The sequence below is a fragment of the Bradyrhizobium sp. ORS 285 genome (assembly GCF_900176205.1).
Classification (GTDB): Bacteria; Pseudomonadota; Alphaproteobacteria; order Rhizobiales; family Xanthobacteraceae; genus Bradyrhizobium.
This window is the reverse complement of the sequence record NZ_LT859959.1, coordinates 2,561,625-2,584,343: the sequence shown is the minus strand read 5'-3', so window position 1 is coordinate 2,584,343 and position 22,719 is coordinate 2,561,625. Positions and strand designations below refer to the sequence as shown.

At 65.8% G+C, this 22,719-nt stretch carries 16 protein-coding genes; 11 read left to right on the top strand and 5 right to left on the bottom strand.

Annotated features, from left to right (window positions below; translation table 11 throughout):
- Positions 1–149 precede the first annotated feature (149 nt).
- A complete protein-coding gene (locus BRAD285_RS35360) occupies positions 150–293 on the top strand; it encodes a hypothetical protein (protein WP_157681678.1) in 144 nt (47 codons plus the stop codon).
- A gap of 80 nt (positions 294–373) precedes the next feature.
- Here the strand turns inward: BRAD285_RS35360 and BRAD285_RS11680 are convergent, their stop codons facing one another.
- Both BRAD285_RS11680 and BRAD285_RS11675 read right to left on the bottom strand, forming a co-directional pair.
- Positions 374–1,987, bottom strand: a complete 1,614-nt coding sequence (locus BRAD285_RS11680) for an ABC transporter substrate-binding protein (protein ID WP_006611171.1) — start codon at positions 1,985–1,987, stop codon at positions 374–376.
- Between the two features lie 424 nt (positions 1,988–2,411).
- A complete protein-coding gene (locus BRAD285_RS11675; protein WP_006611170.1) occupies positions 2,412–4,025 on the bottom strand; it encodes an ABC transporter substrate-binding protein in 1,614 nt (537 codons plus the stop codon).
- A gap of 274 nt (positions 4,026–4,299) precedes the next feature.
- Here BRAD285_RS11675 and BRAD285_RS11670 point away from each other — a divergent pair, with 274 nt between their 5' ends.
- The 8 genes from BRAD285_RS11670 (at position 4,300) to BRAD285_RS11635 (ending at position 15,291) form a co-directional block, all read left to right on the top strand.
- A complete protein-coding gene (locus tag BRAD285_RS11670; RefSeq protein ID WP_006611169.1) occupies positions 4,300–5,430 on the top strand; it encodes a M20/M25/M40 family metallo-hydrolase in 1,131 nt (376 codons plus the stop codon).
- Positions 5,431–5,913: 483 nt separating this feature from the next.
- Positions 5,914–6,855, top strand: a complete 942-nt coding sequence (locus tag BRAD285_RS11665; protein ID WP_006611168.1) for an ABC transporter permease — start codon at positions 5,914–5,916, stop codon at positions 6,853–6,855.
- A 14-nt stretch (positions 6,856–6,869) separates the two neighbouring features.
- Positions 6,870–7,760: an ABC transporter permease gene (locus BRAD285_RS11660; protein WP_006611167.1), complete on the top strand. Its 891-nt coding sequence runs from the start codon at positions 6,870–6,872 to the stop codon at positions 7,758–7,760.
- Positions 7,761–7,872: 112 nt separating this feature from the next.
- Positions 7,873–9,519, top strand: coding sequence for an ABC transporter ATP-binding protein (locus tag BRAD285_RS11655; protein WP_006611166.1), 1,647 nt, complete (start codon positions 7,873–7,875; stop codon positions 9,517–9,519).
- Positions 9,520–9,778: 259 nt separating this feature from the next.
- Positions 9,779–11,287 carry a M81 family metallopeptidase gene (locus BRAD285_RS11650; RefSeq protein ID WP_006611165.1) on the top strand — a complete coding sequence of 503 codons (1,509 nt, stop codon included), beginning with the start codon at positions 9,779–9,781 and terminating at the stop codon, positions 11,285–11,287.
- Between the two features lie 212 nt (positions 11,288–11,499).
- Positions 11,500–12,663 (top strand): M20 aminoacylase family protein, encoded by a 1,164-nt coding sequence (locus BRAD285_RS11645; protein WP_006611164.1) that lies wholly within the window; start codon positions 11,500–11,502, stop codon positions 12,661–12,663.
- 66 nt (positions 12,664–12,729) lie between these two features.
- Positions 12,730–14,151, top strand: a complete 1,422-nt coding sequence (locus BRAD285_RS11640) for an amidase (protein ID WP_006611163.1) — start codon at positions 12,730–12,732, stop codon at positions 14,149–14,151.
- Positions 14,152–14,400: 249 nt separating this feature from the next.
- Positions 14,401–15,291, top strand: coding sequence for a crotonase/enoyl-CoA hydratase family protein (locus tag BRAD285_RS11635; protein WP_006611162.1), 891 nt, complete (start codon positions 14,401–14,403; stop codon positions 15,289–15,291).
- A gap of 196 nt (positions 15,292–15,487) precedes the next feature.
- On the opposite strand, the gene BRAD285_RS11630 is transcribed toward BRAD285_RS11635, so the two are convergent.
- The 3 genes from BRAD285_RS11630 to BRAD285_RS11620 form a co-directional block, all read right to left on the bottom strand.
- A complete protein-coding gene (locus BRAD285_RS11630) occupies positions 15,488–16,465 on the bottom strand; it encodes an NADPH:quinone oxidoreductase family protein (protein WP_006611161.1) in 978 nt (325 codons plus the stop codon).
- Entirely contained in the window at positions 16,465–17,070 is a 606-nt protein-coding gene (locus tag BRAD285_RS11625; RefSeq protein WP_006611160.1) for a 2-hydroxychromene-2-carboxylate isomerase, read from the bottom strand. The genes BRAD285_RS11630 and BRAD285_RS11625 overlap by 1 nt, the downstream gene beginning before the upstream one ends.
- A 223-nt stretch (positions 17,071–17,293) precedes the next feature.
- Positions 17,294–17,998, bottom strand: coding sequence for a glutathione binding-like protein (locus BRAD285_RS11620; protein ID WP_006611159.1), 705 nt, complete (start codon positions 17,996–17,998; stop codon positions 17,294–17,296).
- Positions 17,999–18,147: 149 nt separating this feature from the next.
- Here BRAD285_RS11620 and BRAD285_RS11615 point away from each other — a divergent pair, with 149 nt between their 5' ends.
- Complete coding sequence (locus BRAD285_RS11615; RefSeq protein ID WP_006611158.1) at positions 18,148–19,170, top strand: methionine synthase; 1,023 nt, start codon at positions 18,148–18,150, stop codon at positions 19,168–19,170.
- 387 nt (positions 19,171–19,557) lie between these two features.
- Complete coding sequence (locus tag BRAD285_RS11610) at positions 19,558–22,719, top strand: autotransporter domain-containing protein (protein WP_244422155.1); 3,162 nt, start codon at positions 19,558–19,560, stop codon at positions 22,717–22,719.

Sequence of the window (22,719 nt, the reverse complement as noted above, 5' to 3'; positions counted from 1 at the left end):
TGCGGAATGCAGACTTGCAGCAGTTCCACTGCGCGTCAATCGGCACCGACGCATGGCAACCGTCGCCTCATGCGCAGTCCGCCCCCGGTGCCGACTCCTGGAACTGGCAACGTCCTCGCCCGTTAGCAGCGCGACCAGGGAGCATGCCAATGCCGACCGAAACAGCCGCCCAACCACAGTGCAAGACCCCAGCCGCCGCGCCGATCCATGCAAGCAAGAAGCTGTCGCAGGATCAACTCAGGCCACCATTGATGGTCGATGGGCTGGAAGCCGTCCGCGATACGCATTGCTGACGGCAGTCGGCCGAGCGAGCGAAAGAGCGCGACGATGATGCGCTCGCCGCGCCCAGGTCGACGTCCCGGATGACGGCCGACTACTCCTTCTTCTCGATGTTCCAGAAGATCGGTGTCGCCGGCCCGTCGAGCACCCCGGTCAGCGTCTTGCGCCAGACACTCGGCTGCAGATACTGCCCCAGCGGCACATAGATCACCCGCTCATAGTTCAGCTTCTGGATCTCGGTGGCGATCTTCTTCTGCTCCTCCGGAGAGGATGAGCGGGCATAAGCGTCGCGCAGCTTCTCGATGTCGGCATCCTCGGCCCAGCCGAACCAGCCGCCCTTGGTGCCGCGCCCGCCGACCGAGACATTGGCCACGGGATTGGCGACGTCGGCGCCGACCCAGTTGGTGAAGAACATGTTCCAGCCGCCCTCTTTGACCGGCTTCTGGCTGGCGCGGCGGGTCACCACGGTCTGCCAGTCCGTCGCCTGCAGGTCGACCTTGAAGCCGGCCTCCCGCAACAGCTGCGCCGACACGATCGGCTGCGCCTTGAGCGCGATCACGTCACCGGGCGCCATGATCGCGATGGGCGTGCCGTCATAGCCGGATTCGGCGAGCGCCTTCTTCGCCTCCGCCATGCCGTTGCCCTTGATCAGCGTCTCGGCGCCGACATCGGTCTCGAGCGGCGTGCCGCACACGAACACCGCGCCGCAGATCTTCTGGTACTTCGGGTTGCCGACCAGCGCGTCGAGCACGTCCTTCTGGTTCAGCGCGAGGAAGGCCGCGCGGCGCACCTTCACATTGTCGAACGGCGGGTTGAGGAAGTTCATGCGGCCGAGCGTCTGGTAGCCGAACTTGTTCAGCACCTCGGTCTTGAGCTCGGGGTTGGCCTCCAGCACCGACAGCAGCTCATAAGGCGGAGCCTCCATGAAGTCGATGTCGCCCGACTGCAGCGCGTTCGCAGCGGTCTGCGCATCCGGCATGGTGATCCACTCGACGCGATCGACCTTCACCACCTTGCCGCCCGCCGTCCAGCTCGCCGGCTCCTTGCGCGGCACGTAGTCGGTGTTCTTCTCGTAGACCGCCTTCACGCCCGGCTGGAATTCCGCCTTGACGAATTTGAACGGGCCCGAACCGATCTGCTCCGCGATCTGCTGGCCCTGCGGCGTCTCGGCAAGTCGCTTCGGCATCATGAACGGCACGTAGGACGAGGGCTTGCCGATGGACTCCAGCACCAGGCCATAGGGCTCCTTCAACTTGAGCACGATCGTCTTGGCATCCGGAGCCTCAAGGCTCGCGGTGAAGTCCATCAGCTTCTGGCCCATGCCGTCGTTGCGGCCCCAGCGCTTGAGCGAAGCGACGCAGTCCTCCGCGGTGACATCTGTACCGTCGTGCCACCTCAAGCCGTCGCGCAAGGTGAAGGTGTAGGTCAGCTTGTCGTCGGAGACTTTCCAGTCCGCCATCTGCGGCTGAATCTTGAAGTTCGCATCCGTGGCGACCAGCGTGTCATAGACCATGTAGCCGTGATCGCGGGTGATGTAGGCCGTCGTGAAACCGGGGTCGATGACGCGCAGGTCGGAATGCATCACTGCGGTGATCGTTTTCTTGCCGGCCGCAATCGCCTGCGGCGCAAGCCACGGTGACAGCAGAACGGCGGAGGCAACAAGCCAAGACGCGAGCGCGGAACGGGCCCGGCGCGGATGAGGTGACATGCGAGCTCTCTTGACGTGACGGGTGAACGACGGCCTCGGGCGTAATCGAGACACGGTGACCGCTGGGAGCAGCACCATCGCGTTCAGGGTCTTCGCCCAGCGTTCATTCCGCGGGCGAAAGACTTGCAACAGTTGCAGCGCCCGTCAATCGGCTTTGCTGTCGCCTTTCGCCGGCCGCCGTGCATCTAATTACCAGTGCTGCTCCCGTAGGGTAGGCAAAGCCGCGGTGGTGCTATTTGTACGGGCAAACGTGTTGAGGCGCCGTGCCCACCATCTCTCCGCCGAGCATGCCGCCCGACCGTGGGCGCGCTGCGGCGGCTGCTTTGGCCACCCGACGGCAACGCACCGCGCGCCCTCGAATGAAAAAAAGCGGCGGAGTTGCCTCCGCCGCCTGATCGCTTTGCCGGCTTGAACCCGGCGTGACTTATTCGCTCTTGTCGATGTTCCAGAACACCGGCGTCGCCGGACCGTCGAGCACGCCGGTCAGCGACTTGCGCCAGCCGCTCGGCAGCAGGTACTGGCCGAGCGGGATGTAGATCACCTTCTCGTAGTTCAGCTTCTGGATCTCGGTGGCGATCTTCTTCTGCTCCTCCGGAGAGGCCGAGCGGGCATAGGCGTCGCGCAGCTTCTCGATCTCGGCGTCCTCGGCCCAGCCGAACCAGCCGCCCTTGGTGCCGCGGCCGCCGACCGACACGTTCACGACGGGATTGGCGACGTCGGCGCCGACCCAGTTGGTGAAGAACATGTTCCAGCCGCCCTCCTTCACCGGCTTCTGGCTGGCGCGGCGGGTCACCACGGTCTGCCAGTCGGTCGCCTGCAGGTCGACCTTGAAGCCGGCCTCGCGCAGCAGCTGCGCCGAGACGACCGGCTGCGCCTTCAACGTGGTCACGTCGCCGGGCGCCATGATCGCGATCGGCGTGCCGTCATAGCCGGACTCGGCGAGCGCCTTCTTCGCCTCCGCCATGCCGTTGCCCTTGATCAGCGTCTGGGCGCCGACGTCGGTCTCGAGCGGGGTGCCGCACACGAACACCGCGCCGCAGACCTTCTGGTACTTCGGATTGCCGACCAGCGCATCGAGCACGTCCTTCTGGTTCAGCGCCAGGAACGCCGCGCGGCGCACCTTCACGTTATCGAAGGGCGGGTTCAGGAAGTTCATGCGGCCGAGCGTCTGGTAGCCGAACTTGTTCAAGACATCGATCTTGAGCTCGGGGCTCGACTCCAGCACCGACAGCATGTCGTAGGGAAGGTTCTCCATGAAGTCGATGTCGCCCGACTGCAGCGCGTTCACTGCGGTCTGCGCGTCAGGCATGGTGATCCACTCGACGCGATCGACCTTCACGACCTTGCCACCCGAGGTCCAGCTCGCCGGCTCCTTGCGCGGCACGTAGTCGGTGTTCTTCTCATACACCGCCTTCACGCCCGGCTGGAATTCGCTCTTCACAAACTTGAACGGGCCCGAACCGATCTGCTCGGGGATCTGCTGGCCCTGCGGCGTCTCCGCAAGACGCTTCGGCATCATGAACGGCACCAGCGAGGACGGCTTGGCGATCGACTCCAGGACGAGGCCGTAGGGCTCCTTCAACTTGAGCACGATCGTCTTGGCGTCCTGCGCCTCCAGGCTCGCCGTGAAGTCCATCAGCTTCTGGCCCATGCCGTCATTGCGGCCCCAGCGCTTCAGCGACGCGACGCAGTCCTCGGCGGTCACCGGCGTGCCGTCGTGCCACTTCAGGCCGTCGCGCAAGGTGAAGGTGTAGGTCAGCTTGTCGTCCGACACCTTCCAGTCCGCCATCTGCGGCTGGACCTTGAAGCTCGAATCGGTCGCCAGCAGGGTGTCGTAAACCATGTAGCCATGGTCGCGGGTGATGTAGGCCGTGGTGAAGCCTGGATCGATGACGCGCAGGTCCGAATGCATCACCGCCGTGATCGTCTTCTTGCCGGCAGCCATGGCCTGGGTGCTCAGCGCCGTGGAAAGCGAAAGCATGGAAACGGCGAGGCTCGTGGCGAGCGTCAGACCTTTCCAGCGCGGGATGTGGAACATTACAGAAGTCTCCTAGCGGGATGAATTTGACCTGAAACTGTTCAGATCCAGATCATTCGTTGGGCGTGCAGATCAATCCTTGTGCGAACTAACACGCTGTAAGTCGTGGACTTTCGACAGTTGCAGAGGTCGTGTTTCGCGTCAATCCGCATTCAGTGCATGCCGCTTACGCCTCAGATCGCCGTTAACGCTTGCACAGCTTTCGCTTTACAAACCGCGCGCGACTATCGTCTCGTGACACGAGAGTAACGATCAGGCCTTGAAGAGAGCACACATGAACCCAGCCGATCTTCCCTTCGATACCGAAGCCATGCTGCAGGGCCTGCGCGGCTGGGTGGAATGCGAGAGTCCGACCTGGGACGCTGGTGCCGTGGAGCGCATGCTCGACCTCGCCGCGCGCGACATGGCGATCTCGGGTGCGACGATCGAGCGCATCGCCGGTCGGCAGGGCTTTGCGGGCTGCGTGCGCGCCCGCTTCCCGCATCCGCGCCAGGGCGAGCCCGGCATCCTGATCGCCGGCCACATGGACACGGTCCATCCTGTCGGAACGCTGGCCAAGCTGCCGTGGCGCCGCGACGGCGGCCGGTGTCACGGCCCCGGCATCTGCGACATGAAGGGCGGCAACTATCTCTCGCTGGAAGCGATCCGGCAGCTGATCAAGGCCTGCGTCACGACGCCGCTGCCGATCACCGTGCTGTTCACGCCCGACGAAGAGGTCGGCACGCCCTCGACCCGCGACATCATCGAGGCCGAAGCGCGGCGCAACAAATACGTGCTGGTGCCCGAGCCGGGCCGTCCGGACAATGGCGTCGTCACCGGCCGCTATGCCATCGCGCGCTTCAATCTCGAAGCGACCGGACGTCCCAGCCATGCCGGCGCACGGCTCGCGGCAGGTCGTTCCGCAATCCGGGAAATGGCGCGGCAGATCCTCGCCATCGATGCGATGACCACGGACGACTGCACCTTCTCGGTTGGCATCGTCCATGGCGGCCAATGGGTGAATTGCGTCGCAACGACGTGCACCGGCGAAGCGCTCAGCATGGCCAAGCGTCAGGCCGATCTCGACCGCGGCGTCGAACGCATGCTCGCGCTGTCCGGCACCACCGACGACGTCGCCTTCAACGTGACACGCGGCGTGACGCGGCCGGTGTGGGAGCCGGATTCCGGAACCATGGCGCTGTACGAGACCGCGCGCCGCATTGCCGCAGACCTCGGCATGTCCCTGCCCCACGGCTCGGCGGGCGGCGGCTCCGACGGCAATTTCACCGGCGCGCTCGGCATTCCCACTCTCGACGGCCTCGGCGTCCGCGGCGCCGACATGCACACTCTCAACGAGTATATCGAGATCGACAGCCTCGCAGAGAGAGGCCGGCTGATGGCGGGTCTGCTTGCGACCCTGGCGTAGGCGCGCCCTTGCGGCATGACCGTAGGGTGGGCAGAGCAGCCGCCGCAGGCGGCAGCGTGCCCACCTTCGGACGCTTGGAAGCTGGTGGGCACGGCGCAACCGCGATCTGGTTCGTGTGAGGCAGCACGGGCCGCGCCTTTGCCCACCCTACAGCACCACTCGTCACGTGCTGTTGCGCAGCAGCACGGTTTCATTTTCCGGGACCACGCTGAGCAAGTGGACATTCACCTCGCAGCGCGCGCATGATGGCATGCGGCTTGCAAAGTTTCGCGCGAAAGTTCGCCGCAAAGTGCCGCGACATTGTTTGCAAATGCGATGGATCGCTGATCACGACTTCCGTGTCATCCGCGTGCACGCACAGACGAGCGAACACCGGAGATCTTGAAAGCGATGAATCTTGCAAGCAATGACCATCGGTGACATGCACACTCACTCACGACATCAGGCGCGCGCGCTCCGCACTATGACAACGGTTCTCTCAAGATGATCGGTTATCTGTTTCGCCGCATCCTCGCATCCATCCCGGTGATGGGCGTGGTGGCGTTGTTCGTCTTCCTGCTGCTGCGGCTGACACCCGGCGACCCCGCGGCGATTCTCGCCGGCGATAATGCCACGCCCGAGCAGCTCGAGCGCATCCGCACCACGCTCGGATTGAACGAGCCGCTCTACATCCAATTCTTCACCTGGATCAATCAGCTCGTTCACGGCGATCTCGGCGTATCGCTGATCTCCAAGGTGCCGGTGCTGCAGATGATCGGCCAGCGCATCGAGCCGTCGATCTCGGTCGCACTGTCGACGATCATCCTGTCGATTCTCGTCGCCGTCCCGCTCGGCGTGATCGCAGCGTGGAAGCACGGTACCTGGATCGATCGCTTCGTGATGGCGCTGTCGGTGCTCGGCTTCTCGGTGCCGGTTTTCGTGATCGGCTACATCCTGATCCAGGTGTTCGCGATCAATCTGCGCTGGGTGCCCGTGCAGGGCTTCAAGAGTCTCAGCGTCGGTTTCGGGCCGTTCTTCGAGCGCATCATCCTGCCGACCTGCGCGCTGTCCTTCATCTACGTCGCGCTGATCGCGCGCATGACGCGCGCCGCCATGCTCGACGTGCTCGGCGAGGATTTCGTACGTACCGCGCGCGCCAAGGGCGTCAGCGAGGTCGCGGTGCTGTTGCGCCACGCGCTGCGCAATGCGGCAGTCCCTGTCATCACCGTGATCGGCTCCGGCTTCGCGCTTCTCATCTCCGGCGTCGTCGTCACCGAGAGCGTGTTCAACCTGCCGGGCATCGGGCGGCTCACGGTCGATGCCGTGCTGGCGCGCGACTATCCGGTCATCCAGGGCATGATCCTGCTGACATCGTTCATCTACCTCGCGGTCAATCTGCTGATCGACCTCGCCTACACGATCCTCGATCCCCGCATCCGCTACTAAAGGCCTTAGCTCCGATGGCAATCGTCACCACTCCTGAGCCGTCGATTCCAGTCACCACGCGACTGGGGCCCCGCTTCGGCTTTCTCACGTCCACCCCGATCATCGCCGTGGCCACAGTTTGCCTGGCGCTGATCGTGATCATGTCGGTGCTGGCGCCGCTGCTGGCGCCGCATGATCCAGTGCTGCTGGCGCCGGCGCAGCGGCTCAAGCCGGCCAGCGCGCAATTCCTGCTCGGCACCGACGCCTATGGCCGCGACCTGTTGTCGCGCACCATCTATGGCGGCCGCATTTCGCTCCTCATCGGTGTCGGTGCCGCTGCGATTTCAATCGCGATCGGCCTCGTCATCGGCCTGGTCTCCGGTTTCTTCCGCTGGGTCGACGCCATCATGATGCGCGTGATGGACGGCCTGATGGCGATCCCGAGCATCCTCCTCGCCATCGCCGTGGTCTCGCTGTCCGGCGCCAGCGTCATCACGGTGATGATCGCGATCACCATCGTCGAAATTCCGCGCGTCGGGCGGCTGGTCCGCTCGGTCGTCCTGACCGCGCGCGAGGAGCCCTATGTCGAAGCCGCGATTTCGCTGGGCACCTCGATGCCCAAGATCATGTGGCGGCATCTGATGCCGAACACGATTGCGCCGCTGATCGTCCAGGGCACCTACATCTGTGCTGCCGCCATCCTCACCGAGGCGATCCTGTCCTTCCTCGGCGCCGGCATCAGCCCGGAGACGCCGACCTGGGGCAACATCATGGCCGAGGGCCGCTCTTACTTCCAAATCAAGCCGTCGCTGATCTTCTGGCCGGGCCTCTTGCTGTCGATCGCGATCCTCTCGATCAACCTGATCGGCGACGCCGCCCGTGACGCGCTCGACCCGCGCATGAAGCAGCGCGAGGCCGGCAAGTGAAATTGGTTTTTCGTCATCGCGAGCGAAGCGACGCGATCCAGGGGCCGCACCCCGGAGCTCTGGATTGCTTCGTCGCTGACGCTCCTCGCCATGACGGTGGAGAAATGAACCCATGACTGACACCATCCTCGACATCGACAATCTCGTCGTCACCGTCGGCAAGACCAAGAACCCGAACGGCCCGCGCATCATCGACGGCGTCTCGATCAAGGTCGAGAAGGGCGAGACGCTGTGCGTCGTCGGCGAGAGCGGCTCCGGCAAGTCCGTGACGTCGCTGACCACCATGGGCCTGTTGCCGAAGAACGCGCTGCATGCTGTCGGCGGCAGCGTCAAGCTGGTCGGCGAGGAGCTGCTGACCGCGAGCGATCGCCGCCTGCGCGAGCTGCGCGCCACGCGGATGGCGATGATCTTCCAGGAGCCGATGACCGCACTCAATCCGGTCGTGCCGGTCGGCCGCCAGATCGACGAAGTCTTGCGCGCGCATACCTCGCTCGACGGTCGCGCGCGGCGCAAGCGCATCCTCGACATGATGGAGCAGGTCCACCTGCCGGACGTCGAGCGCATCTTCGGCTCCTACCCGCACCGCCTGTCCGGCGGCCAGCGCCAGCGCATCATGATCGCGATGGCGCTGGTGCTCGAGCCCAAGCTCTTGATCGCCGACGAGCCGACCACCGCGCTCGACGTCACCACGCAGAAGCAGATTCTCTCCTTGATCCGCGAGTTGCAGCGCGATCACGGCACCGCGGTGCTGTTCATCACCCACGACATGGGCGTCGTCGCCGAGATCGCCGACCGCGTCGCGGTGATGCGCCAGGGCCGCCTGGTCGAGACCGGCGCGCTCGACAAGATCCTGCGCAAGCCGGAGATGGACTATACGCGCAATTTGCTCGCCTCGGTGCCGAGCCTGATCCCGCGGCCGCCGCGGCCAGACAGCACCGAGCCGGTGGTGTTGGAGACCAACGAGCTCGGCAAGGTCTATCGCGAGCGCTCCTTCCTCGGCAAACCGCGCGAGGTCGTCGCCGCCCAGAACGTCACGCTCACCTTGCGCAAGGGCCGCACGCTCGGCATCGTCGGCGAGAGCGGCTCGGGCAAGTCGACGGTGGCGCGCTGCATCGTTCGCCTGATCGATCCGACCTCCGGCGGCGTCCGCCTCGCCGGCCACGAGATCTCGATCCTGACGCGCCGGCTGCTGCAGCCGCACCGCAAGCGCATCCAGATCGTGTTCCAGGACCCCTACCGCTCGCTGAATCCCCGGCTCACGGTCGGCGAGAGCATCGCCGAGGGCCCGGTCAACTACGGCACGTCTACCGACAAGGCCATGGCGCGGGCGCGCGAACTGCTCGAGCTGGTCGGCCTGCCGGCGGATGCGATCTCGCGCTATCCGCACCAGTTCTCCGGCGGCCAGCGCCAGCGTATCGCGATCGCGCGCGCCCTCGCGCTCGATCCGGACGTGCTGGTGGCCGACGAAGCGGTGTCCGCGCTCGACGTCTCCGTGCAGGCGCAGGTGCTGGAGCTGCTCGACGAGATCCAGCGCCGCCTCGGCATCGCGATCCTGTTCATCACGCACGACCTGCGCGTCGCCGCGCAGATCTGCGACGAGGTCGTGGTGATGCAGAAGGGCCGCATCGTCGAGCAGGGCCCGGCCGGCGAGATCCTGACGCACCCGAAGGAGGCCTACACCAAGTCCTTGCTCGAAGCCGCCCCCGGCCGGAACTGGGACTTTGCGAACTTCCGCCCGGTGTCCGAGGCGGTGGCGTAAGGCCGTCATGTAGGGTGGGCAAAGCAGCCGCCGAAGGCGGCAGCGTGCCCACCGTCGAGCAGCGGACTCAGCGGCGAGACGGTGGGCACGGCGGCACCCACGAGCGTACGTGTGGAGCCAGCGCGGCTGCGCCTTTGCCCACCCTACGAACTCCACGATCCGCTCAAGCGGCATGCAAAACGGCATCGCTCCGTCGCTTGCGCGGGCCGCGGGGCACAGTCTAACGTCGCCACTCCATCTCACGACCTGAGGCGAAGTAATGACGCGCGTCGCGATCGGCGGCTTCCTCCACGAAACCAACACCTTCGCACCGACGAAAGCGGATTACGACGACTTCATGCATGGTGGCGGCCGCGCCTCCATCGCCGACGCTGCGAGCGTCATGACGACGATGCGCGGCATCAATGCCGGCCAGTCGGGCTTCATCGCGGTTGCCGAAGCCAATGGCTGGGAGATCGTGCCGACCATCGCCTGCGCGGCAAGCCCCTCGGCCCATGTCACCAAGGATGCGTTCGAGCGCATCACCACCGTGATGGTCGACCGCATCAAGGCGGCCCTTCCGCTCGATGGCGTGTATCTCGACCTGCACGGCGCGATGGTGCCTGAGCATTTCGACGATGGCGAAGGCGAGATCCTCGCCCGCGTGCGCCAGGCGATCGGCACTGACGTGCCGCTTGTCGCGAGCCTCGATCTGCACGCCAACGTCACGCCCGAGATGATCGCGCATGCGGACGCGCTGATCGCCTATCGCAAATATCCGCACACCGACATGGCCGACACCGGCCGCGCCTGCGCCGAGCATCTCGCGCTGCTGCTGAGCACGAAGCAGCCGCTGGCCAAGGCGTTCCGGCAGCTGTCGTTCCTTATTCCGATCAGCTGGCAGTGCACCAACGACCAGCCGACCAAGGGCATCTACGAGAAGCTCGCGGCGATGCAGAGCGAGGCCGTGCCGACGCTGTCCTTTGCGCCCGGATTCCCGGCCGCCGACTTCGTGCATTGCGGCCCCAGCGTGTTCGCCTACGGCCGCACGCAGGCCGATGCGGACGCCGCGGCGGATGCCATCGCCGCGATCGTCTGCGGTCACGAGGATGACTTCGACGGCCGCATCTACACGCCGGATGAGGGCGTGCAGCACGCGATGACGCTGGCGAAGAGTGCGACGCGCCCGATCGTGATCGCCGACACGCAGGACAACCCGGGCGCCGGCGGCGATTCCGACACAACCGGCATGCTGCGCGCGCTGGTGCGCAACCGCGCCAGCCGTGCGGCGATCGGCATGATCTACGATCCGCAGGCCGCGCTGGCCGCGCATGCGGCCGGCGAAGGCGCGACCGTCACACTGTCGCTCGGCGGCAAGAGCGGCATTCCCGGCGATGCGCCGTTCGAGGAGAGTTTTATCGTCGAGAAGATTTCCGACGGCCGCTTTACAGCGCCTGGCCCGTTCTACGGCGGCCGCAAGATGGAGATGGGCCCCTCGGCCTGCCTGCGCATCGGCGAGGTCCGTGTCGTCGTCGCCTCGCACAAGTCCCAGCTCGCCGACCAGGAGATGTACCGCTTCGTCGGCATCGAGCCGACCGAGCAGGCGATCCTGGTCAACAAAAGCTCGGTGCATTTCCGCGCCGATTTCGAGCCGATCGCCGAGCAGCTGCTGATCTGCGCCGCGCCCGGCGCGATGCCAGCCGATCCCTCCACCCTGCCCTGGGCGCGGCTGCGTCCCGGCATCCGCCTCAAGCCCAACGGCCCGGCGTTTGGAACCAAGGATGACTAGATTGTCGTTCCAGCCGGGGCCTCATGGTTCGAGACGCGCCGAAGACGGCGCTCCTCACCATGAGGATTTAATATCTTGCCACACTCACATCCTCATCCTGAGGAGCCCGCCCCTTGGCGGGCGTCTCGAAGGATGGGCCGCAAGCTCAGTCACAGACAAACCTGTTCACACCATCTCCTAACTCGCTCTCTCGCCCATTGGACAACCCACACATGCCCACGATCGACCGCATCCAAGGCTACGCCGACGAACTCACCGCCATCCGCCGCGATTTGCACGCGCATCCCGAGATCGGCTTCGAGGAGACGCGCACCTCCGGCATCGTCGCCGAGAAGCTCGCGCAATGGGGCATCGAGGTGCATCGCGGCCTCGGCGGCACCGGCGTGATCGGCGTGCTCAAGGGCAAGGGAGCCGGCACGAAGAAGATCGGCCTGCGCGCCGACATGGACGCGCTGCCGATGGAGGAGAACACCAACCTCCCCTGGCGCTCGACCATTCCCGGCCGCTTTCACGGCTGCGGCCATGACGGCCACACCACGATGCTGCTCGGCACCGCGCGCTATCTCGCCGAGACCCGCAATTTCGACGGCACGGTGCACTTCATCTTCCAGCCGGCCGAGGAAGGCCTCGGCGGCGCGCGGGCGATGATCAAGGACGGCCTGTTCCAGAAATTTCCCTGCGACGAGCTGTACGGCCTGCACAACGCGCCGGACCTCGCGCATGGCGAGATCGCGATTCTCCCCGGCCCGGCGATGGCCGGCGCCGACTTCTTCGACATCAAGATCTCCGGCTATGGCGCCCATGGCGCGATGCCCGAGCGCTCCAAGGACGCGGTGGTGATCGCGACCAGCGTCGCGCAGGCGATCCAGACGATCGTCAGCCGCAACGTCGAGCCGCTGCAGGCCGCCGTTGTCTCGATCACCCAGATCCATGCCGGATCGGCCTACAACGTCATTCCGGGCGACGCCTGGCTGTGCGGCACCGTGCGTGCGTTTTCGGACAACGTCCGCGCGCTGGTGCGCGAGCGCATGCGCGCGATCTGCGCCGGCATGGCGGCGGCGTTCAATTGCGAGATCGACGTCGACATCCGCGACGTGTTCAGCGTCCTGGTCAACCAGGAGGAGCAGTCGAAGGTCGTCGAGGAGGTCGCGCGCACCGTGGTCGAGCCGTCCAAGGTGCTGACGCGCTCGACGCCGAAGATGGGCAGCGAGGACTTTGCGGACATGCTGCAGACCATCCCGGGCGCCTATTTCTGGGTCGGCCATGACGGCTCGGTGCCGGTGCACAATCCTGCTTACGTGCTCGACGACAAGATCCTGCCGATCGGCGCCAGCATGTTCGCGCGGATCATCGAGACGCGTCTGGCGGCCGCCTAGCGCCGCCTGACATGGGTCAATGAGCGGGGCAGCAATAACGACGAAGTTCGGTGACGGAGGACCAGCATGCACAAGCCTGTTTCGGACGACGTCACCTCGCTGCACGATCTCTCAGCCGTCGACCTGATCGCCGGCTACCGCGCGCGCCAGTTCTCGCCATCCGAGGTGATGGACGATGTGCTGGCGCATGTCGCGGCGTGGGAGCCCGAGATCAAGGCCCTCTATCTGCTCGACGTCGACGCGGCGCGCGCCGCAGCGAAGGCGTCGACAGACCGCTGGGCCAATGACGAGCCGGCCGGCGTGCTCGACGGCGTGCCTGCGACCGTGAAGGACAATATCGCCACCAAGGGCCAGCCGATGCCGCTCGGCGCGGCCAGCGTCACGCGCGCGCCTCTCGCCGCCGATGCGCCACCGGTGGCGCGGCTGCGCGAGGCCGGCGCGATCATCTTCGCCAAGACCACCATGCCGGACTACGGCATGCTGTCGTCGGGCCTGTCGAGCTTTCATCCTTTGACGCGCAATCCCTGGGATCTGCGCATGAACCCCGGCGGCTCCAGCGCCGGTGCGGGCGCCGCGGCGGCTGCCGGCTATGGCCCGCTGCATGTCGGCACCGATATCGGCGGCTCGATCCGGCTGCCAGCGTCGTGGTGCGGCCTGGTTGGCCTCAAGCCGAGCTTCGGTCGCGTGCCGATCGACCCGCCCTATGTCGGCCGTGTCGCCGGCCCCATGACGCGCATCGTCGACGATGCCGCGCTGATGATGAGCGTGCTGTCGAAGCCGGACCGCCGCGACGGCACCGCCCTGCCGCCGTCGGACCTGCACTGGAAGATCGCGGAGAAACCGGTGCGCAAGCTGCGCATCGGCCTGATGCTCGATCTCGGCGGCGTCGGCCAGGCGCTGGAGGAGCCGGTGCGCGCGACGACGCTGGCAGCCGCCAAGGCTTTCGAGGAGGCCGGTGCTGTCGTGACCGAGACGAAAGGCTTTCTCACCCGCGAGATGCTCGACGGCCTCGACAATTTTTGGCGCGCGCGGCTGTGGGACGATCTCGTCCGGCTCGCGCCTGAAGTGCGCGCGAAAACCCTGCCCTACATCCTGCAATGGGCGGAGCGCGGCGCGGCGCTGTCGGGCGTGGAAGTGGTTCGTGGATTCAATGTCACGATGGCGCTGCGCGCCGCGGCGGCAAAACTGTTCACCGAATTCGACTACATCATCTCGCCGGTCTCGCCGGGCGTGAAATTCCCGGCAGAGTTCGCCTCGCCGGTCAACGATCCCGAGAAGCCGTTCGAGCACATCACCTACACCGTGCCGTGGAACATGTCGGAGAACCCGGCGATATCAGTCAACGCCGGCTATGATTCCGACGGCTTCCCGATCGGCCTCCAAATCGTCGGCCGCCGCTTCGACGATGTCGGCGTGCTCGGCATGGCGAAGACGTTCGAGGGACTGCGCGGCGAGCAGCGCCCGTGGCCGATGCCGCCGGCCAAGTGACCGGACTGTAGGGTGGGCAAAGGCGCGCCCACCGCGCCATCGACGCGCACCGCTCTTGATGGCGCGTGCCCACCGCCGCACCATCCGTGGAGACGGTGGGCACGTCGCCGCGCGCGTTGCGCCCGGCGCCTTTGCCCACCCTACGGAATACCCGCCGCTCTCCTTGCTGCATGGCGCGGTTCGATGCTTGCGCATCGACGAGGAATGACGTTTCTAACAATGAGAACAACAACACATCAGGAAACTCTCATGACCTATCAGACCATCCTCTACGACGTCGCCGACAAGATCCTCACCATCACGTTGAACCGGCCGGAGAAGCTCAACGCCTTCACCGGCACGATGATGGAAGAGTTGATCGACGCCTTCGATCGCGCTGACAAGGATGATGGCGTCAGGGCGATCATCGTCACCGGATCGGGCCGCGCGTTCTGCGCGGGCGCGGATCTCTCCTCGGGCGCCGACACGTTCGACCGCGATGCCAAGCGCGGGCCGGTAAAGCGGCATGCCGATGGCCGCGTCGATTACTCCGATCCGCAGGTGCGAGACGGGGGCGGCCAGGTGACGCTGCGCATCTTCAAGTCGCTCAAGCCGGTCATCGCCGCGGTGAACGGCCCTGCCGTCGGCATCGGCGTGACGATGCAACTCGCAATGGACATCCGCATCGCGTCAGAGGCGGCGCGGTTCGGCTTCGTGTTCTCCCAGCGCGGCATCGTGCCGGAGGCGGCGTCGAGCTGGTTCCTGCCGCGCATCGTCGGCATCTCGCAGGCGCTGGAATGGTGCTACACCGGCCGCGTGTTCCCGGCGCAGGAGGCGCTCGCCGGACGTCTCGTCAGCAAGGTGGTGCCGCCGGATGAACTGCTGCCGACCGCGCGCGCGCTGGCGCGCGAGATCGCCGACAAGACCGCGCCGGTGTCGGTCGCGCTGATCCGCCAGATGATGTGGCGCATGATGGGCGCCGACGATCCGATGGAAGCGCACAAGGTCGACAGCCGCGGCATCTACGCACGCGGACGCTCCGATGACGTCAAGGAAGGCGTGGTGTCATTCCTGGAAAAGCGACCGGCGCAATTCAAGAACACGGTGACGGCCGACATGCCGGACTATTTCCCGTGGTGGGACGAGCGGGAGTACAAGTAGTTACCGGCCGCGCTCGCGCGACATATTCCTCTGTCGTCCCGGACAAGCGCGCGTCACGCGCACGCCGATCCGGGACCTATAACCACAGGGGTTTGTTAGGCGAAGAACGACGTTCAGAGTGCCACAAGATGGATCACGCGGTATGGGTCCCGGCTCAAGGCCGGGACGACATTGGGGAGTGTGGCGGTGCCTTGCTTCACTCCATCACCAACGCCACCCGGCCGATGGCTTTGCGGTCGATCAGCAGCCGCATCGCTGCGGCATAGTCCTCGAACGGCACGCGATGTGACACGTTGGGACGCAGCTTGCCCTGCTCCGCAAGGTCCAGCAGCGCGGCCATCCGCCGTTCACCCAGTTCGGGATCCTTGCGCACGGCCTCGCCGGCACGGACGCCGAGCACGCTGGCGCCTTTCATCAGGATCAGATTGGTGCGCGCCAGTCCAATGCCGCCCGTGAAGCCGATCACCAGGAGCCGCGCGCCCCAGGCGATGCAGCGAACGCTGTTCTCGAACACCTCGCCGCCGACCGGATCGAACACGACATCGACGCCGCGGCCGTTCGTGATGCGTTTGACGGCATCGCGGAACGGCTCGCGGGCGTACAGCACGAGATGATCGGCGCCGCGCGCGCGGGCCACCGCGAGCTTCTCCTCCGAGGACGCAGCAGCGATCACGGTCGCACCCAGCAGCTTGCCGAGCTCGACCGCAGCAAGGCCAACGCCGCCGCCGGCGCCATGCACGAGCAGCGTCTCGCCAGGCTTGAGCTGGCCGCGATCGACCAGCGCGTGATGCGCCGTGCCGTGCCCGGCCAGATAGGTCGCGCCCTCTGCGTAGTCGAAGGGCGTCGGCAACGGCGTGAGCTGACTCGACGCGACCACCGCCTCCTCGGCGTAAGCGCCGAAGCGCATGCGCACGATCACGCGGTCGCCGACGGCAAAGCGGGTGGCATCGGGCCCGAGCTCCATGACGGCGCCCGCCGCCTCGACGCCGGGCGTGAACGGCAGCTCCGGCTTGAGTTGATACTCGCCAGCCGCCATCAGAATATCCGGAAAGTTGATGCCGGCGGCGCGGATCTTCACCCGCACCTCGCCTTGTCCCAGGGCTCGCGGCGGCAGCTCTTCGAGCCGCAATTTTTCCGGCGGACCGAGTTCGCGGCAGACAACCGCACGCGGCATCAGGCGCGCCCCTTCGCGCGCGCCAGCGCCTCGCGGATCAGCGGCAGCCGGTCATTGCCGAAATACATGTCGTTGAAATCGACGAAGATCGTCGGCGAACCGAAGCCGCCGCGCTTCACGACCTCCTCGGTATTGATGCGGAGCTGATCCTTGATGCCCTGTTGCGCGATGCCGTCGAAGAACGCCTTGGCATCGATGCCCGTGCGGCGGCAGACCTCCGTCAGAACCGCATCCTGCGAGATGTCCTGGTCCTCGCCCCAGTAGATCTCGAACACGGCCCGCGCGAACGGCACCATGTCCTGCCCAAGCCAGATGCAGCCGCGCATGGCCTTGACGCTGTTCACCGGAAACACCGAAGGCGGCATCTTGATCTTGAGCCCGGCCGAGCGCGACCAGTCGCCGAGGTCCTTCAGCATGTAGGCCGCCTTGGCCGGCACCGGCTTCTCGCGCTGTGCATAGACGCTGGGATTGATGGTGTTGAAGATGCCGCCGACGAGGATCGGCCGCCACACGATGTCGACGCCGAACTCCTTCGCGAGCGGCTGGATGTTGTGGAAGGCGAGATAGGTCCAGGGGCTGGAGCAGTCGAAGAAGAATTCGATCATCGTGTGTTACCTCAAATTCTCTATGAGTTCGTCATCGAGAGCGTCGCGTCATTCAGACTATTCGTGCGGCCCCTGGATTGCTTCGCTTCGCTCGCAATGACGGGGAGAGAGCTGGGGTCCCCACTCTCTCCGTCATTGCGAGGAGCGAAGCGACGAAGCAATCCAGGGGTTACACGGACGGTCTCGATGGATGATCGTCATGCCCCCACGCCGCGCAACTCACTCACGACCTTCCCGTCATCTCTTTCGCCCGCGCACCGAACATGACGTGGCGGGTCTCGTCGTTGAACGGCTCCTTGACGAACTTGCCGATCGCAAGCCCCGCCTGCAGCTTCGGCCGCGCGCGCAACGTCGCGTACCAGCGCTTGATGTTCGGATAGTCCTCAAGCGTAAAGCCTTGCGCCTTGTGCGTCATGATCCAGGGGAAACAGGCGATGTCGGCGATGGTGTAATCGTCGCCGGCGACAAAGGCGCCGGTCTTGCCGAGCTGCACGTCGAGCACGTGAAACAACCGCGCGACCTCGTCGCGATATCGCTGGATCGCGTACGGGACTTTCTCCGCCGCATACAGCGCGAAATGACCATGCTGCCCCATCATCGGCCCGAGCCCGGCCATCTGCCACATCACCCATTGGATGACGCGCGAGCGCGCCCGCATCTCCTGCGGCAGAAAGCGCCCGGTCTTGTCGGCGAGATAGATCAGGATGGCACCGGTCTCGAACACCGGGAATGGCTCGCCGCCATCGGCCGGCGCATGGTCGACGATCGCAGGGATCCGGTTGTTCGGGCTGATCGCCAGGAACTCCGGCTTGAACTGGTCGCCGGCCCGGATGTCGACGGGAATGACCGTATAAGGCAGCCCGAGTTCCTCGAGCATGATCGAGATCTTCCAGCCGTTCGGCGTCGGCGCGTAATGGAGGTCGATCATGCCTCTCCGTGTCCTTCCCCAATGACCGTTCCGGACCATTATGCCGCGCTGCGGAACGCGCGCCGGCCTTGGTTCTTTCTGTACCTGGCAGTTAAGCCATGGCAGACAGGCGCTCAAGCCTGACCGCCCCTCAGCCGGAGAGTACGACCATGCTGTTTCCATCGACCATCGCAGGCTCACTGCCGAAGCCGGAATGGCTGGCCGAGCCGAACGTGCTGTGGGCGCCGTGGAAGTCCAAGGGCGACGAGCTCGCGCGCGCCAAGCGCGATGCGACCATCCTGGCGCTGAAGCTGCAAGAGGATTCCGGTATCGACATCCTCACCGAGGGCGAACAGTCGCGGCAGCATTTCGTGCACGGCTTCCTGGAGCGTGTCGAGGGCATCGACTTCGCGCACAAGGTCGAGATGGGCATCCGCAAGGACCGCTACAAGGCGATGGTGCCGCAGGTCGTGGCACCGCTGTCGCTGAAGGGCCGCGTCCATGGCGACGAGGCGCGGATCGCGCGTACGCACACCACACGCGCCGTGAAGTTCACCCTGCCCGGGCCGATGACGATCATCGACACCATCGCCGACAACTACTATGGCGACCGCGTCAAGATGGCGTTCGCCTTTGCCGAGTTGTTGAACCAGGAGGCCAAGGCGCTGCACGACGACGGCATCGACATGATCCAGTTCGACGAGCCCGCCTTCAACGTCTACATGGACGAGGTGCGCGACTGGGGCATCAAGGCGCTGGAGCGCGCCGCCGAGGGCCTGACCTGCCCGACCGCCGTCCACATCTGCTACGGCTACGGCATCAAGGCCAACACCGACTGGAAGGAAACGCTGGGCGGCGAGTGGCGGCAATACGAGGAGACCTTCCCGGTCATCGACGCCAGCAGCATTCAGCAGGTTGCTGTCGAGTGCCGCAATTCGAAAGTGCCGATCGAGCTGCTCGGGCTGCTCAAGAACAAGATCGTGCAGGCCGGCGTGATCGACGTCGCCAGCGACGAGATCGAGACCGCCGAGGACGTCTGCAAGACGCTAGAGGACGTCATGAAGGTGGTGCCGAAAGAGAACATCATCGCCACCACCAATTGCGGCATGGCGCCGATGCGGCGCGAGGTCGCGGAGGCGAAGCTAATGGCGCTCGGCACCGGCGCCAAGCTGGCGCGGCAGCGGTTCGCATAGATCCACTTCGTACGGCGATCGGCGATTCCCAATCGCCGATCCGACGATCCCGCAAGAGGAATCGCCTAAGCGAGCCGATGGCCGTGGTGACGCGCTATGCTCCGTAACGTCCACTGACGCGGGCTAACACGACCTGCAGGTCCACAGATCGGCTCTCATCCGGTGGCTCGATACCGATGAAAAGCATTGGCGGGACAGTGTGTCTTTGCTGTTCTTGACAAAGCATCTCCCAACATTTCATCTCGGCGCCTACACGTTTCGCGTGAATTATTTGATGCCGACAACAGTTCGGATCTGACTTCGTCTTCATTGCTGGGGAATCAAATGGCTTGCTTTGCGAGAACGCCTTTTGCTGCCCGCAAGGCAACGCCGCGGCGCTGGCTGGCCATGTCGCTCCTCCTGGCCGGCACCATGCTCAGCACGCAGGCTCTGGCGATCGACGTCGCCAACCAGGCCGACTGGAATACGGCCGTCGCAGCCGTTGCAGGCGCCGGCGCCAACTCCACCGTCAGCATCAACATCATCAGCGGCTTCACGCTGTCGAGTTCGCTGGCGCAACTGCAGGCCGCGAACGGCAACGTCACGGTGAACATCACCGGTAACGGCCAGACCATCGACGGCTCCGCGTCCTTTCAGGGCATTCAGGTCAGCGGCGCCAACGCGCCGACCGTCAACATCTCGCATTTGGCGATCACCAACACCGCGGCCATCGGCGGCGCAGGCGGAGCTGGACAACCCGGCTATCTGAGCGCCGGTCTGTCGTACGGCTCCGGCGGCGGCGGCGGCGGCGGCCTTGGTGCCGGCGGCGGTTTGTTCGTCGGCAGCGGCGCCAATGTCACGCTTGCCTCGGTCACGTTCACCGGCAATAGCGCCACCGGCGGCGCCGGTGGCGCCGGCGGTGTGGCGCAAAACGTCTCGTCGTCGGGCACTGGCGGTAATGGCGGCGCCGGCGGCGCCATGAACAACGGCGGTGCCATCGGCGGCGGCGGTGCAGGCGGCAGCGGCGGCAACACCGGCACGCAGGGCACGTCGGGAACAGCAGGTACGGCGGGCGCGGGCGGCGGCGGCGGCGGCGGCTCCGGCACGCTCAACAGCACCACCTACACCCCGAACAACGCCGGCGGCGCCGGTGGAGCCGGCGCCGGCGCCGGCGGCATTGGCGGCGATGGTGTCACCAACAACAACGGCTCCCAGGGGCCCGGCGCCGATGGCGGCTTCGGCGGGGCCGGCGGCGGGGCACAGGGTGGCGCGATCTACGTCGCCACCGGCGGCACCCTGACCATTCTCGATACGCCGATCTCGGGCGCCACTGTCACCGGGGGGACCGGCGGCGCGGCGGGTACGGGACAGGGCCCGAACAACTTCAACGGCGCACCGGGCGCTGCCGGCACGGGGCTGGGCGCGGCGCTCTACCTCAACGGCGTCATGGTCAATGTCGGGGTCTCCAGCGGCGCGGTCACCTACGCCAACACGATCAGCGGCACCGGCCTGACCACGGGCGGCGTCACGACTGCGCTCAACAAGACCGGCACGGGCACGCTGACGCTCTCCGCCACCAATGATTTCACCGGCAACATCAACATCGCCGCCGGCACGCTCCAGGTGGCGACGACCGCCAATCTCGGCAACGTCAACAACGACGTGATCATCTCCGACGGCGGCAAGCTCGCTCTGACCAGCACAACGACACTCGCCAACGGCCGCGACTTCAAGATCGCCGGGCTGTCGACGCTGAACATTGCCAGCGCCACCACGACGACCCTCCAGGGCATCATCGCCAACGGCGCGTCAGCCGGCACCTTGGTCAAGGACGGCGGCGGCATCCTGCTGCTCTCGGGCGCGAACACCTACACGGGCGCCACCAACGTCATCGGTGGAACGCTGCGCGCCGGCACGGCCAATGCTTTCGGCGCCAGCACGACCTTCAGCGTGCTGTCCGGCGCCACGCTGGATCTCAACGGCTTCAACAAGACGTTCGGCTCGCTGAGCGGCGATGGCGCCGTGACCGGCGCCAATGTGACGGTCTCGGGCTCGTTCGCACCCGGCAACGGCACCCCGGCCTCGTCCATGGCCATCACCGGCAACCTCGCATTCCAGTCAGGCGCGATCTACCTGGTGCAGGTCAACCCCGCCACCGCCTCGCTCGCCCAGGTCACCGGCAGCGCCAACCTTGCCGGCGCATCGGTCACGGCGAACTACGCCAACGGCACGTACATCTCCAAGAAGTACACCATTCTCACCGCGACCGGCGGCGTCAGCGGCACCTTCAGCGGCTTGACCAACACCAATCTGCCGGCGGGCTTCTCCTCGACGCTGAGCTACGACAGCAACAATGCCTTCATCGATCTCACGATGAGCGCGGCGCCTGGCAGCATCAACCAGCAGAACGTCGGCAACGCGCTCACCCGCTACTTCAACACCAATGGCAGCATTCCCGTCGTCTTCACCGGCCTGACGCCGGCGGGGCTGACGCAGATCTCGGGCGAGACCTCGACCGGCTCGCAGCAGACGACGTTCAACGCGATGATGCAGTTCATGGGCGTCATGACCGATCCGTTCACCACGGGGCGCGGCGACCAGGGCGCGGCGCCCAATGGCGCGATCGGCTACGCGGAGGAGACGCAGGCCTATGCGGCCAAGCGCAATCCGAGCGACGCCTTGGCCGCGATCTACACAAAGGCGCCTGCCGCGCCCGTGGCCCGGCCGAACTGGAGCGTGTGGGCAGCCGGCTTCGGCGGCTCCCAGACCACCGACGGCAATAATGCGCTCGGGTCGAACAACACGACCAGCAACATCTACGGCACGGCGGTCGGCGCAGACTACCGCTTCTCGCCCTTCACGATCGCCGGTTTCTCGATGGCCGGCGGCGGCACCACGTTCAGCGTCGCCAATGGCGGCAGCGGCCGGTCCGACCTGTTCCAGGCCGGCGGCTTCGTCAGGCACAATGTGGGCGCCGCCTACATCACGGCGGCGCTGGCGTATGGCTGGCAGCACGTCACCACCAACCGAACGGTGACCGTGGCCGGCGTCGACCAGCTCAGGGCCAGCTTCGATGCCAACACCTTTTCTGGCCGGCTCGAAGGCGGCTATCGCATCATCTCGCCCTGGATGGGTTTTGGAATCACGCCCTACGCCGCGGCGCAGTTCACGACCATCAACCTGCCGGCCTATGCCGAAGGCGCGGTCGCCGGTGCCAATACGTTCGCGCTCCGGTTCGGATCGCAGAGTGTGACCGATACGCGCTCGGAGCTCGGCATTCGCACCGACAAGGCCTATGCGCTGACCGATGGCATTTTCACGCTGCGCAGCCGCTTCGCCTGGGCATACGACTTCAACCCGAGCCGTTCGGCGGGGGCCACGTTCCAAACCCTCCCGGGCGCATCCTTCGTCGTCAACGGCGCGCGCCAGGCACAGAATTCGGCGTTGACCACGGTCGCCGCTGAAATGAAGTGGAAGAACGGCTGGTCGGCCGCGGCAAGCTTCGAGGGTGAGTTCTCCGACGTCACCCGCAGCTACGCCGGCAAGGGCATCGTGCGCTACGCTTGGTGA